Here is a 13,820-nt window from a genome sequence, read left to right as displayed (position 1 = left end):
TGTCAAACGAAAAAGGGGGCTGCTCAGAACTGCGGATTCGCCAACGAAACGGCCGGCGGTACTTCGTAAGGAAACACCTGAACCAGAATGCCTACCACCGGATGATCCAGATAGTGAAATTCATTGCTTCGCATGTCGCGTGAACTTTGCACCGGGATACGGCGGGTGATGTTCTCACCGGCAAACTGATTAAACCAGAGAGCCGATTCCAGCACGACACGCGTCTCATTGCGATTGAAGAAAAGCCTCAGGCTGCCCTGCAGTTCATGCGCGGTTTCACCAAACTGCCGACCACCATTGATGATGATGGGCGTTGCACGACTGGCCTGCGTCATCGGCTGACGCCAGGCGGCATGATAAAGCACTCTGTATCCCGACGCGCGTTCCAGTGCCTGATTGGTCTGCCGGAAATCGTGCTGTTCAACTGGTAATTGCAGAAACGCGTCACGGCTAAGGTCAGGCAGGCGAAATGCTTCATCCGCATTGCGCTGCTGTACCGCTGCTTCCGCACCTTCGCTGTTCGCCAGCGCCAATGGCGCATCGGCCAGCCGGTCCCAGTCTGTCAGTGTAAGCACGTCCAGCATGGATGACAGGGCGCGGGCGTTCCCCGGCACAGCAAAGTACGCTTCTTCCTGCAGCCAGTTCTCCTCATCAAAATTGCCAGTTTCGTGCAGGAACAGCGTCACTTCCACTTGATACCAGCGTTCACCACTCTGCGCCATTGAGTCAGAGGGTGATGCCAGCAATGTCAGGGCCAGCAAGCCCATTGTCATAATTGGCAGTCGTAATAAGTTTAATGCGTGAGACATGCGTCGGGATCCAGATGCAGGTGCCGTAACGTAGAATTCGGTATTCTTGCGCAGGGCCCTGGCGGAGTCAATGTAAAGCGCCGGGCCAGGGTCAATCGGGCAGGACAGCGCTGCGGTGAGCTGTTAAGCTCCGTTAGCAGTGCCCGAACATAAAACGGAGAACAACATGGACGCACTTGCACAGAGCCTGCAGGCCCTGTCCGGATTCCTGTGGGGAATGCCGCTGATTTTCCTGGTCGTGGGTGGTGGACTGTTCTTTGCCTTTTACAGTCGGTTTCAGCCCTACCGTTATTTTGGCCACGCGATTGCCATCCTGCGCGGCAAATACGACAAAGACGATGATCCTGGTGACCTGAGCCATGCCCAGGCACTGGCAGCCGCGCTGTCCGGAACGCTGGGTATGGGCAACATCGCCGGTGTGGCCCTGGCCATTGGTATCGGTGGACCTGGCGCCGTGTTCTGGATGTGGGTGACGGCAGTAGTAGGTGTGGCTACCAAGTTTTTCACCTGCACACTGGCTGTCATGTATCGCGGACCCGACAGCAACGGCCACATTCAGGGTGGTCCCATGTATGTCATTCGCGAGGGGCTGGGGCCGCGCTGGCGCTGGCTGGCGGTGATGTTCGCACTGGCCGGGCTGTTCGGAACACTGCCTTCGGTGCAGATCAATCAGTTGACCCAGGTGGTGCGTGAGATGGTCTTTGTGCCCGCAGGGCTGGTCGATCCAGCTGAGCCTTTTGTCTTCAATCTTGTGTTTGGGCTGCTTGCCGCAGCACTGGTCGGCGGTGTGATTTTTGGTGGTATTCAGCGTGTGGGTTACACGGCTGTGCGCCTGGTGCCGGCCATGGTTCTGCTTTACATGAGCATGACCTTGCTGGTGCTGGTCGCCAATATCACTGAGCTGCCGCGTTACCTGCTGCTGATTGTCACCGACGCTTTCAGTGCGGCATCGGTTGGCGGTGGTCTGGTCGGCGTCATCACCATTGGTGTAATGCGTGGCGCGTTCTCCAATGAGGCGGGTATTGGTACTGAATCAATGGCGCACGGCGCAGCCAAGACCACAGAACCTGTGCGGGAGGGGCTGGTCGCCATGATGGGGCCGGTGATCGATACACTGATTGTCTGCACCTGCACTGCGCTGGTGATATTGCTGACCGGTGTCTGGGAAAGTGGTGATGCCGACGGCGTCAGTCTGACTGCGATGGCATTTGCCGAAGTGCTGCCAGGTAGACTGGGTGCCTATGTGGTTTCGTTTGTTGTGTTGATATTCGCATCCAGCACCATGTTCACATTCTGGTATTACGGCGCCAAGTGTCTTGGTTTCCTGATTGGTGCCCAGCATCAGCATCACTACCGCTACTTCTACATACTGCTTGTGGTGCTTGGCGCCATCGCGCCACTGGAGGCAGTCTTCGGGCTGATTGACAGTGCCTATGCCTTGATGGCGATACCGACCATGGTCTCCACCTTCATTCTGGCACCCAGGGTAATGGCGGCCGCACGCACTTACTTTGCGGGTATGAACAAAGACGCTGATCAGCAATCCGACCGCTCGGCATAGGTACTCAGCGGAGCAGGGCTCAGCGTTTATCGGAGCTGAGCCGCAGCTGATCCAGTGTCTTGTTGATAAACTCAATGCGCGCGGCAGCTTTTTCCTGGCCATGCGTGAATCCCAGCTGGGTTGGGCCGGACATTTTGTAGATGCGGCTTTGTTTCTGGATCAGCTGAACGATTGATAAGGGGTCGACTTTGGTGTGCTGGCCAAACACAATGCGGCCGGTCTGGGCGCTGGCGTCGATCTTGCTTATACCATAAGCCTCGGCACGTAATTTCAGCTGTGTCACCGACAACAGAATCTTTACCGGCTCCGGCAGCAGACCAAAGCGGTCGATCATTTCGATCTGCAGATCCCGCAGCTCATCATCATCCTCAGCGCCGGCAATACGCTTGTACATAATCAGCCGGGTATGGATGTCCGGCAGGTAGTCGTCCGGTATCAGTGCCGGGACGCGCAGATTGATTTCACTGCCACTTTGCAACACCAGATCAATATTGGGCGTGCGTCCTTCCCGCATGGCCTTGACGGCTTCGTCCAGCATTTCGGTGTACAGTGTAAAACCAATCTTCTGCATATGGCCGGTCTGTTCTTCGCCCAGTATTTCACCCGCACCACGTATCTCCAGATCGTGACTGGCCAGTGTAAAACCGGCACCCAGCGTGCTGGCCGCGATGATGGCTTCCAGGCGTTTCTGGGCGTCGGTGCTCAGAGCCTTGGGAGGCGGCGTCAACAGATAGGCGTAGGCCTGGTGGTGTGATCGTCCGACGCGGCCACGCAACTGATGCAGCTGTGCAAGGCCCAATTTGTCTGCACGGTCAATAATAATGGTGTTGGCATTGGGTATGTCGATGCCGGTTTCGATGATGGTCGAACAAACCAGAATATTGTGCCGCTTGTGGTAAAAGTCGGCCATGATGCTTTCCAGTTCGCGCTCGGGCAACTGGCCGTGAGCCACAGACACACGCGCTTCTGGCACCAGTTCACGAAGCTGCTCTGCGGTACGCTCGATAGTTTTCACTTCGTTGTGCAGGTAGAAGACCTGGCCGCCTCGCAAAAGCTCACGCAGAATGGCTTCCTTGACCAGACTGTCCTGGTGTTCGCGCACAAAGGTTTTAACTGACAGGCGTTTGGCGGGTGGCGTTACTATCAACGACAGATCCCGTACGCCCGACATGGCCAGGTTCAGTGTGCGCGGGATGGGTGTTGCCGTCATGGTCAGTATGTCGACCTCTGCGCGCAGAGCCTTGATGCGCTCTTTTTGCTGAACACCAAATCGATGTTCTTCGTCGATGATGAGCAGGCCCAGATCTTTATACTTGATCGAGTTCTGTAAGAGCTTGTGGGTGCCAACGATTATGTCGGCCTTGCCATCGGCGATGCGTTTCAGGGTCTCTTCCTGTTGCTTGCCGCTGCGAAATCGTGAGATCAGTTCAATGGTGACAGGCCAGTCGGCAAAGCGGTCGCGGAAACTTTCAAAATGCTGCTGTGCAAGCAGAGTAGTGGGGACAAGCATCACCACCTGTTTGTTGTTCTGTACCGCAATAAAGGCGGCGCGCATGGCAACTTCTGTTTTACCAAAACCCACATCACCGCAAACCAGCCGATCCATGGCGCGTGCCGATTGCATGTCTGCAATCACACCGTTGATGGCATCCAGCTGATCTGGCGTTTCTTCAAACGGGAAGGTGTCGGCAAATTGCTGGTAGTCGATATCATCAACCCGGTAGGGGAAGCCTTTTTTGGACTCGCGTTTGGCGTAGATATCCAACAATTCAGCGGCAGCGTCGCGAATCTTTTCAGCCGCCTTGCGCTTGTTTTTCTGCCAGGTGTCGCTGCCCAGTGTATCCAGTGGTGCCAGCTCCGGATCAGTGCCGCCGTAGCGACTGATCAGGTGCAGGTTGGCGACAGGCACATACAGCTTGGCGGCGTTGGCATATTCCAGTGTCAGGAACTCAGTCTGCTCATTTTCAATGGTCAGGTTCTGCAGGCCCACATAGCGGCCAACACCATGATCGAGATGCACAACCGCCGCGCCAGGACGCAGCTCGGTCAGACTCTTGATAATAAAATCGGTGTTGTCCTGCGCTTTACGCTGACGTCGACGGCGCTGAGCGATCTTGCGGCCCAGCAGCTGCGTCTCGGTGATCATGATGAGCTGCTGATCCGGCAGGATCAGGCCTTTGTCCAGCGAGGCGACGGTAATCGCGGGCGATATCTGACTGTCGGCGAATGCCTGCCAGCCGTCTACCTCCTGAACTGGCAGCGGAACAGTGCGCAGCAGTTCGGTCAAGACCTCGCGTCGGCCAGCTGTTTCGGCACAGAACAGCACTCTGTGTCTGGGATGATCAGCCAGAAAGTGTTGCAGCGCCTGCATCGGGTGGGATGCCTGAGGGTTATTGTCCAACTCAGGAAACATCGACGGGGCGGCCGCTTCCAGCGTTATGGTGGCGAATGGCTTGATGTGCCGGAATACTTCCTCTGGTGTCAGAAACACCTCTGCCGGCGACAGAACCGGGCGCTGCCGGTCGTAACGTCTATCCTCATAGCGCGTTTCGATATCCTGCCAGAAGCGTTGCGCAGGCTGCTCAAGCTGGCGACTGCGGACAATGACAGATTGCTCGGGCAGGTAGTCAAACAGGTCGCTGAGCGTGTCGAAGAACAATGGCAGATAATATTCGGCACCAGTCGCCGCGATGCCGTCACTGATGTCCTGATAAAGACTGCAGTTGCGGGTATCGACGTCGAAGGTTTCGCGAAAGCGCTTGCGGAACTGGGTGCGGCCAGCTTCGTTTAACGGAAACTCTTTGCCCGGCAGCACCCGCACTTCGTCCACTTTGTCCAGAGACAATTGTGTCTCCGGGTCAAAAACCCGAAGTGACTCTATCTCATCGTCGAACAGGTCGATCCGGTAGGGATGTTTGCTGCCCATCGGAAAAATATCCAGGATGGCACCGCGCACCGCAAACTCACCGTGTTCGTAAACCGAGTCCACGTGCTGGTAGCCGGCAGCTATCAGCCGCTCACGCAGCGATTCGGTATCCAGCGTCTCGCCTGTTTTCACCATCAGACTGTTGCCCAGCACGTATTCGGCTGGCGGCAGTCGGTGCATCACACTGTTGATCGGCACGATGACAATGCCGGCGCGCATCGCAGGCAAGTGATAGAGCGCGCTCAATCGTTCGGAGACGATATCCTGATGCGGTGAGAAGCTGTCGTAGGGCAGCGTCTCCCAGTCTGGGAAGGTATAGATTGGCAGTGCGGCATCACTGCCCGCAAAAAATACCAGCTCGCGGCGCAACTGCTCGGCTTCTTCACTGCTGTTGGTCAGCATCACCAGGGGTGCTGAGCGCTGCTTTGCCAGCTCGCGGGCGGCATGCACCAGAGCCAGCGACAACTGGCTGTCTGACAGGTCACGCCACTCCAGGGAATGGGCAATATCTGGGATGGGTGGATTACGAACCGGAGTTGGAGCCATGTGAGTCAGGTTGGATAGCTGTGGGCGACTTTATCGCGCGATTGTTGGGGGCGTATTCTGGCATAGTCCGGATAAAGTTGCACCGACGCGCCAATCACAAGATAATATGCGCCCTCACACTTTACTCAATCCACATGACAGACAGGTAACTTACGTGAACCGACCCAGCCCGGATGACTATTTCAGCGATTGGAAAGCAAGGGAAGCCCTGGCCCAGGAGATGATTCCTGTGGTGGGGCGGCTGTACAGTGAGCGCAATGTTGGTGTGTTCATATACGGTCGTCCGCTGCACAACCGCTCTGTGACCAATATCATGAAGTCACATCGATTTGTGCGTCAGGTAGGCCGCAATGAAATGTCAGAATTTGAAGCCCATCCCGTGCTGATGGCACTGGCCAAGCTGGATCTGTGGCATTGCCAGATCGACCTCGGCAAGCTCACGGTCAAATATATGGAGCTTCAGCAGGCCAACAAGGCGCCATCTGTGGATGAGTACGTCGCTGCCGAACTGGGTTCGCTGGTAGGTGACAAGACCCCACCCAGCAAGAAGTCTCAGGATGTAGTGCTTTACGGTTTTGGCCGTATTGGTCGTCTGATCGCGCGTCTGATGATTGAGCGCACCAGTACCGGTGAAGTCATGCGGCTGCGCGCTGTTGTCGTCAGACCTGGCAAGGAAGGGGATCTGATCAAGCGGGCCAGTCTGTTCACCTCAGACTCAGTGCACGGCACATTCCAGGGCACGGTTCGGATTGATGAAGAGAACAACTGCCTGATCTGCAACGGCAACAAGGTACAGTTCATCTACGCCAGCAATCCGGATGAGATCGACTACACGCAATACGGCATCGATGATGCGCTGATTATCGACAATACAGGCAGCTGGCGCGACGAGGCCGGCCTGTCGCGACACCTGAAATCAAAGGGTGCCAGCAAGGTCATGTTGACGGCGCCGGGCAAGGGCAATCTCAAGAACATCGTTTACGGTATCAACGACCGGCAGATCACGCCTGATGACAAGATCATCACGGCGGCATCGTGCACGACCAACGCCATTGCACCAGTGCTCAAGGTTCTGAATGACGAGTTTGGTGTGGTCAGTGGTCACGTGGAAACAGTCCACGCCTATACCAACGACCAGAACCTGATCGACAATTACCATTCAGGCAACCGTCGTGGCCGCAGTGCGGCGCTGAACATGGTGCTGACTGAAACGGGTGCGGCCAAGGCAGTGGTAAAGGCGGTTCCGGAACTGGCTGGCAAACTGACCGGTAATGCGGTTCGTGTGCCGGTCCCCAACGTCTCGATGGCTATCCTGATGCTGAATCTGGAGAAAAGCACGACCAAGGAAGAGATCAACGAGTTCCTGCGACTGCTGGCACTGCACTCACCACTGCAGAACCAGATCAGCTATACCCAGGATCCCGATGCAGTGTCCAGCGACTTCGTGGGCACCCGGGAAGCGGCCACTGTCGACTCAACTGCCACGATTGTTGAAGGTAATCGCTGTGTACTGTACCTGTGGTACGACAACGAGTTCGGCTACTGCAACCAGGTAGTGCGCATGGTTTACCGCATGGCTGGCGTCAACTATCGGACCTATCCGGTAGAAGGCTGATGGTTCCGGGGGCGGGGTCGCGACTCCGCCCCCCTGGTTCCAGCCTGCGACGGAAGTCCGCCGTTCCCGACCTTTTGGCGCTGTTCGCGCCTGTCTGTTGTGCTTCTGAATGCCTTCATAAAAATTCAAAAACCGGTGGTAAATCAGACCGCTTATCTCTATAATTGTGCGCGTTTTCACGGCGCCAGCCGATACCAGGCTGCCACACCGGGTTGCCAGCGCTGACCAGCCTGGGCGTCATGTCCAGAATCACGATCCAGCCAGCTTGAAGGCGCAAGATCGACAGTGCAGGTAACATCTCTCAAAAGCGGCGCGAGGCCGCAGTGGTGCTGTAAGCGTACGCTGAATCAGAATGGCGTGAAATACGTAACAAACAAACGTTTATCCTGAAATCTAAGACTAGGCCTGATGAATGATCAGAATTAAGCGCGGTTTGGACCTACCCATCAGTGGCGCTCCTGAGCAGACAATCGCAGAAGGCCGGGCCGTAAGCTCGGTGGCGATTCTGGGGAGAGACTACGTGGGCATGAAGCCCACCATGGAAGTCAGCGAGGGCGACAAAGTGCGCCTCGGTCAGCTACTTTTCACAGACAAGAAAACTGAAGGCGTAAAATACACAGCGCCCGGCACAGGCACTGTGCGCGCCATCAATCGTGGCGAGAAGCGCGTTTTCCTGTCTCTGGTCATCGATCTGGATGAAGATCAGTCAGACCAGGAAACCTTCGCCAGCTACAGCGACGCCGATATCGCAAGCCTGGATCGCGAAAAGATTGTCGAAAACCTGGTTGAATCAGGTCTCTGGACCACCCTGCGCACGCGTCCCTTCAGCCGTGTGCCCAGTCCCGAGCAGACACCCGCTGCGATCTTCGTCAATTTGATGGACAGCAATCCGCTGGCCATGGATCCGGAGCTGGTGGCCCGCGAGCACTCTCAGGATCTGGTGCGAGGTGTCAATCTGTTGGCACGGCTGACCCAGCGCAATGTTTATCTTTGCCGCCGGGCAGGCAGCTTCCAGGGCCTGGAAAATGAAGCCTTTGCCAGCAATGTGTCTGTCAATGATTTCGCCGGTCCGCATCCTTCCGGTTTGACTGGAACGCATATCCACTTCCTGGATCCGGTCAGTCTTAACAAATGGGTCTGGACTGCAGGCTTTCAGGACGTCATCGCCTATGGCAAGCTGTTTGCCACCGGCAAAATCTGGAACGAGCGCGTAGTGGCGCTGGGTGGTCCGCAGGTCAAGCAGCCGCGTCTGCTGCGCACCCGTGTTGGCGCCAACCTGAACGAACTGCTGGCCGACGAGCTGCATGACGGTGAGAACCGGGTAGTGTCCGGTTCGGTGCTTGCCGGTCGCAAGGTCGCAGATCCTGAAAACTTTCTGGGCCGCTACCATCAGCAGATTACTGTGTTGAAAGAAGGCCGCGAGCGTCCGCTGTTTGGTTACCTGTCGCCAGGTACCAATCGCCACTCGAACCTGGGCATCTATCTGACCAGTCTGTTCAAGGGCAAAAAGCTGGACATGACCACAACTACCAATGGTAGTGAACGCGCAATGGTGCCAGTCGGGTCCTATGAAACAATAATGCCCCTGGATATTCTGCCGACACAATTACTGCGCTCGCTGATCGTCGGAGACATCGAAACTGCCATGAGTCTCGGCGCACTGGAACTGGACGAAGAGGACCTGGCACTGTGCACCTACGTGTGTCCGGGTAAATACGAATATGGTCCGATTCTGCGTAGCAACCTTACGCGTATCGAAAAAGAGACTTGATGGAAAGCTGAAACATGAGTCTGCGTAAATATTTAGATGATCTGGCGCCTCATTTCGAAAAAGGCGGCAAATACGAAAAGATGTATCCACTGTACGAAGCCGTGGACACCATTTTCTATTCTCCCAGCAAAGTGACCGTCTCCGGTTCGCATGTGCGTGATGGTATTGACCTCAAGCGCATCATGATCACCGTCTGGTTTGCTACGTTCCCTGCCATGTTCTACGGTATGTACAACGTGGGATACCAGGCGAACATGGCGATGGCCAGCATGGGTATCGAGTCAGTCGAAGGCTGGCGTGGCGCGCTGATTGGCCTGCTGGCCGGGCATGACCCGAGCAGCATCTGGGACAACTTCTGGCACGGCGCTGCCTACTTCCTACCCATCTACGCCACAGTGTTTATTGTGGGTGGTTTCTGGGAAGTGCTTTTTGCCGTCAAGCGGGGGCACGAGATCAACGAAGGTTTCTTCGTTACCTCCATCCTGTTCTCATTGATCGTGCCGCCGACACTGCCACTGTGGCAGGCCGCACTGGGTATCAGTTTTGGTATCATTCTTGGTAAGGAAGTGTTTGGTGGTACTGGCAAGAACTTCCTGAACCCGGCGCTCACAGGTCGTGCCTTCCTTTACTTTGCTTACGCACCGCAAATCTCCGGTGACTCCGTATGGACAGCGGTAGATGGTTTCAGTGGCGCGACTGCGCTGAGTCAGGTTGCGTCTAACGGTCTGCCGGCAATGATGGCGGCGACCGGCGAACAGCTGACCTGGCTGGATGCATTCTTCGGTCGCATGCAGGGATCCATGGGCGAAGTGTCGACCCTGGCTATCCTGATCGGTGCAGCCATTCTGCTGATTACCCGCATCGCCTCATGGCGCATCATCTCGGGTGTTTTCCTGGGCATGGTGATTTTCTCGACCTTCCTGAACCTGGTAGGCTCTGAGACCAACCCGGCGTTCGCAACGCCCTGGTACTGGCACCTGGTGCTGGGTGGTTTCGCCTTCGGTATGGTGTTCATGGCGACTGATCCGGTTTCCGCATCGATGACCAATACCGGCAAATGGATATTCGGCATACTGATAGGCATGCTGACGGTCATGATCCGGGTTCTCAACCCGGCCTATCCTGAGGGCATCATGCTGGCTATCCTGTTTGCTAACCTGTGTGCTCCGCTGATCGACTACTTTGTCGTGAAAGCCAATATCAAACGGAGGATCGCTCGCAATGTCGTCTAACATCAACTCCGTTGCCAATACCATCAAGGTGGCTCTGGGCCTCTGTGTGGTCTGCTCCATCGTGATCTCCAGTGCGGCTGTCATGCTGAAACCGATGCAGACGGCAAATGAACTGCTGGATCGCAACAAGAATATTCTGATTGCGGCTGGCATGTTTGACCCCGAGGTGCACAGCAACGCCGACGTGGATGCCATGTTTGAGCAGTTCACACCGCGACTGGTCGATCTGGATGAAGGTCGCTACCTGACCGAGGAAGAGCAGCAGCAGCTCGGCATTGATCCACAAACTTACGATCAGCAGACAGCACGCAATGATCCGAGCATGTCGATAGCACTCAGTGGTGCTGACGATGTTGCTTCCATTCGTCGTCGGGCTGACTACGCAACGGTCTATGTGATACAGAACGAGACAGGCGGTTATGAGAGCGTCGTGATTCCGGTCAGCGGCTACGGTCTGTGGGGCATCATGTACGGATATCTGGCGCTGGAAAGCGACGGCAACACCATTCGCGGTATCGGTTTCTACGACCACCAGGAAACACCCGGTCTGGGCGGCGAGATCAGCAACCCGCGCTGGCAGGCCCAGTGGCCTGGCAAGGAAGTGTATGGCGACGATGGTGATGTAGCTTTCCAGGTAGTTAAAGGCGGTGGTTCTGGCGAAAGCCAGGTCGATGCGCTTTCTGGCGCGACGCTCACCAGCCGTGGTGTAGAAAACATGATGCGATTCTGGCTGGGGGAGAACGGTTTCGGGCCCTATCTGGATAACGAAGTACGGGGCTGACGAGGTTTATTATGGCAACGGCAAGCACTAAAACGATTCTGATCAAACCGATCTTCATGGATAACCCGATTGCGCTGCAGATCCTCGGGGTCTGTTCGGCGCTGGCGGTTACCACGAGTCTGCAGGTAACGCTGGTCATGTGTGTGGCGCTGACCACCGTGACAGCATTCTCCAACCTGTTTATCTCGATGATCCGCAACTACATGCCCAGCAGCATCCGGATCATCATTCAGATGACCATCATTGCCTCGCTGGTAATTCTGGTGGACCAGGTCCTGAAGGCTTACGCCTTTGAGATCAGCAAGCAGCTCAGCGTGTTTGTGGGTCTGATCATCACCAACTGTATCGTCATGGGCCGGGCGGAAGCCTTCGCCATGAAGAACCCGCCCATACCGTCATTCATGGATGGTATCGGTAACGGCCTGGGTTACAGTGTGGTGCTGATTGTGGTGGGTACGCTGCGCGAGCTGTTCGGATCGGGCACCCTGCTGGGTATCACCATCCTGCCAACAGTGGCCAATGGCGGCTGGTATCAGCCCAACGGTCTGATGCTGCTTGCGCCAAGCGCCTTCTTCATCATTGCCTTTTTCATCTGGATACTGCGTAACAAGTACGATGAGCAGGTTGAGAAGAACGAATTCGAAATGAAGCCGCACACCATCGAGAAGGGGGCCCACTAATGGAACATTATCTGAGCCTTTTCATCAGTGCCGTTTTTGTCGAAAACATGGCATTGATGCTGTTCCTGGGGATGTGTACCTTCCTGGCGGTATCCAAAAAGGTGGATACAGCGATCGGTCTCGGTATCGCCGTTATAGTAGTGCAGACCATCACGGTACCGGTCAACAACCTGATCTATAATTACCTGCTCAAAGACGGCGCGCTGGCCTGGGCTGGCATGCCTGATGTGGATCTGAGCTTCCTGGGTTTCCTGTGTTACATCGGTGTGATTGCAGCGATGGTGCAGATTCTGGAGATGTTCCTGGACAAGTTTGTCCCGGCGCTCTACAACGCACTGGGTGTATTCCTGCCTCTGATCACTGTGAACTGTGCGATTCTGGGTGCCTCACTGTTCATGGTAGAGCGTAGCTACACCTTCCCGGAGAGTCTGGCCTACGGTGTAGGTGCGGGCGCAGGCTGGGCACTGGCCATCGTGCTGCTGGCAGCCATCCGCGAAAAAATGAAGTATAGCGACGTGCCAGCCGGTCTACGTGGACTGGGTATCACGTTCATGACCACTGGTCTGATGTCGCTTGGCTTTATGTCCTTCAGCGGTCTGACACTTTAACCGACGTTAATTCACCACTTTGAAGTGAGAAGGTTTCAGAAATAATGGATATCACAACGATTGTTGCCGGCGCATTGATGTTTACCGTCGTGGTCATGCTGCTGGTCGTGTTGATCCTGGCTGCCCGTTCGCGTCTGGTCAGTACTGGTGATGTGAAAATCGAAATCAACGGTGACCCCGAAAAATCCATCACCGTGCCGGCCGGCGGCAAACTGCTCAACACGCTGGCTGATGCCGGCATTTACCTGTCCTCTGCCTGTGGCGGCGGCGGCACCTGTGCGCAGTGCAAGTGTAAAGTCGTTGATGGCGGTGGCTCTATGCTGCCAACAGAAGCGGGCCACTTCACCATGGGTGAGGCTAAAGAGCACTGGCGTCTGTCGTGCCAGGTGGCCGTCAAACAGGATATGAAAATTGAGGTTGATCCGGAGTTCTTCGGCGTCAAGCAATGGGAATGCGAAGTCATCTCCAATCACAACGTTGCGACCTTCATCAAAGAGCTGGTGCTGAAGATCCCTGAGGGCGAGAGTGTAGATTTCCGCGCTGGTGGTTATGTGCAGCTGGAAGTTGGTCCTCACGAAGTCGAGTTCAAGAACTTTGATATCGAAGAGCGATTCCGCGGAGACTGGGAAAGATTCGGGCTGTTCGATCTGAAATCGAAAGTCAGCGAGACAACCGTCCGTGCCTACTCAATGGCAAACTACCCGGATGAGAAGGGCATCATCAAGTTCAACATCCGTATTGCCACGCCTCCGCCGCGGACCAATCATCCGCCGGGTATCATGTCATCCTACGTCTTTAACATGAAGCCGGGTGACAAGATCAAAGTATTTGGTCCCTTTGGTGAGTTCTTCGCCAAGGAAACCGAGAACGAGATGGTGTTTATCGGTGGTGGTGCCGGTATGGCGCCAATGCGCTCGCACATCTTCGATCAGCTGTGTCGTCTGAACAGCAAGCGCAAGATCACTTTCTGGTATGGTGCACGAAGCAAAAAAGAAATGTTCTACGTAGAAGATTTCGACATGCTTGCCAAAGAGCACGACAACTTCGAGTGGCATGTGGCCCTGTCAGAGCCGCAGCCCGAAGACAACTGGGAAGGCTACACAGGTTTCATTCATAACGTCGTGCATGACCATTACCTCAAGGATCATCCGGCGCCTGAAGACTGTGAATACTACATGTGCGGTCCGCCCATCATGAACGCCTCTGTGATCAAGATGCTCAAGGATCTGGGTGTCGAAGACGAGAACATCGCACTGGACGAGTTCTCCTGATTCCAGGATAAAGGTTTCAG

Annotated in this window: 10 protein-coding genes; 8 read left to right on the top strand and 2 right to left on the bottom strand. The window is 55.5% G+C overall.

Translation table 11 applies throughout. The annotated features are described in order from the left end of the window. Positions 1 to 23 precede the first annotated feature (23 nt). A complete protein-coding gene (locus LVD14_RS12700; RefSeq protein ID WP_237134436.1) occupies positions 24 to 809 on the bottom strand; it encodes a CsiV family protein in 786 nt (261 codons plus the stop codon). Between the two features lie 166 nt (positions 810 to 975). On the opposite strand from LVD14_RS12700, the gene LVD14_RS12695 reads away from it, so the two are divergent. Beyond that, positions 976 to 2,370, top strand: coding sequence for an alanine/glycine:cation symporter family protein (locus LVD14_RS12695; RefSeq protein WP_237134435.1), 1,395 nt, complete (start codon positions 976 to 978; stop codon positions 2,368 to 2,370). A gap of 19 nt (positions 2,371 to 2,389) precedes the next feature. On the opposite strand, the gene mfd is transcribed toward LVD14_RS12695, so the two are convergent. Further along, a complete protein-coding gene (mfd, locus tag LVD14_RS12690; RefSeq protein ID WP_237134434.1) occupies positions 2,390 to 5,842 on the bottom strand; it encodes a transcription-repair coupling factor in 3,453 nt (1,150 codons plus the stop codon). A 154-nt stretch (positions 5,843 to 5,996) separates the two neighbouring features. Between mfd and LVD14_RS12685 the strand changes: the two genes are divergently transcribed. The 7 genes from LVD14_RS12685 (at position 5,997) to nqrF (ending at position 13,800) form a co-directional block, all read left to right on the top strand. Beyond that, entirely contained in the window at positions 5,997 to 7,457 is a 1,461-nt protein-coding gene (locus LVD14_RS12685; protein WP_317622722.1) for a glyceraldehyde-3-phosphate dehydrogenase, read from the top strand. A 412-nt stretch (positions 7,458 to 7,869) separates the two neighbouring features. After that, positions 7,870 to 9,228: a Na(+)-translocating NADH-quinone reductase subunit A gene (locus LVD14_RS12680; protein WP_237134432.1), complete on the top strand. Its 1,359-nt coding sequence runs from the start codon at positions 7,870 to 7,872 to the stop codon at positions 9,226 to 9,228. A 14-nt stretch (positions 9,229 to 9,242) separates the two neighbouring features. Beyond that, positions 9,243 to 10,460 carry an NADH:ubiquinone reductase (Na(+)-transporting) subunit B gene (locus tag LVD14_RS12675; RefSeq protein ID WP_237134431.1) on the top strand — a complete coding sequence of 406 codons (1,218 nt, stop codon included), beginning with the start codon at positions 9,243 to 9,245 and terminating at the stop codon, positions 10,458 to 10,460. Then, complete coding sequence (locus LVD14_RS12670) at positions 10,450 to 11,241, top strand: Na(+)-translocating NADH-quinone reductase subunit C (protein WP_237134430.1); 792 nt, start codon at positions 10,450 to 10,452, stop codon at positions 11,239 to 11,241. The genes LVD14_RS12675 and LVD14_RS12670 overlap by 11 nt, the downstream gene beginning before the upstream one ends. Before the next feature lie 11 nt (positions 11,242 to 11,252). Continuing rightward, positions 11,253 to 11,921 (top strand): NADH:ubiquinone reductase (Na(+)-transporting) subunit D, encoded by a 669-nt coding sequence (locus LVD14_RS12665; RefSeq protein ID WP_237134429.1) that lies wholly within the window; start codon positions 11,253 to 11,255, stop codon positions 11,919 to 11,921. Next, complete coding sequence (nqrE, locus tag LVD14_RS12660) at positions 11,921 to 12,529, top strand: NADH:ubiquinone reductase (Na(+)-transporting) subunit E (protein ID WP_237134428.1); 609 nt, start codon at positions 11,921 to 11,923, stop codon at positions 12,527 to 12,529. Before LVD14_RS12665 ends, nqrE begins: the two co-directional genes overlap by 1 nt. 44 nt (positions 12,530 to 12,573) lie before the next feature. Continuing rightward, positions 12,574 to 13,800 (top strand): NADH:ubiquinone reductase (Na(+)-transporting) subunit F, encoded by a 1,227-nt coding sequence (gene nqrF, locus LVD14_RS12655; protein WP_237134427.1) that lies wholly within the window; start codon positions 12,574 to 12,576, stop codon positions 13,798 to 13,800. Positions 13,801 to 13,820 lie beyond the last annotated feature (20 nt).

This window comes from Pseudohongiella sp. O18 (genome assembly GCF_021729085.1).
Classification (GTDB): Bacteria; Pseudomonadota; Gammaproteobacteria; order Pseudomonadales; family Pseudohongiellaceae; genus Pseudohongiella.
The sequence above is the reverse complement of the archived record's forward strand: the minus strand, read 5'-3'. Positions and strand labels throughout refer to the sequence as shown.

Coding starts and splice junctions, on each gene's coding strand:
- LVD14_RS12700 (WP_237134436.1), bottom strand. CDS start 809: ATGTCTCACGCATTAAACTTATTACGACTGCCAATTATGACAATGGGC.
- LVD14_RS12695 (WP_237134435.1), top strand. CDS start 976: ATGGACGCACTTGCACAGAGCCTGCAGGCCCTGTCCGGATTCCTGTGG.
- mfd (WP_237134434.1), bottom strand. CDS start 5,842: ATGGCTCCAACTCCGGTTCGTAATCCACCCATCCCAGATATTGCCCAT.
- LVD14_RS12680 (WP_237134432.1), top strand. CDS start 7,870: ATGATCAGAATTAAGCGCGGTTTGGACCTACCCATCAGTGGCGCTCCT.
- LVD14_RS12675 (WP_237134431.1), top strand. CDS start 9,243: ATGAGTCTGCGTAAATATTTAGATGATCTGGCGCCTCATTTCGAAAAA.
- LVD14_RS12670 (WP_237134430.1), top strand. CDS start 10,450: ATGTCGTCTAACATCAACTCCGTTGCCAATACCATCAAGGTGGCTCTG.
- LVD14_RS12665 (WP_237134429.1), top strand. CDS start 11,253: ATGGCAACGGCAAGCACTAAAACGATTCTGATCAAACCGATCTTCATG.
- nqrE (WP_237134428.1), top strand. CDS start 11,921: ATGGAACATTATCTGAGCCTTTTCATCAGTGCCGTTTTTGTCGAAAAC.
- nqrF (WP_237134427.1), top strand. CDS start 12,574: ATGGATATCACAACGATTGTTGCCGGCGCATTGATGTTTACCGTCGTG.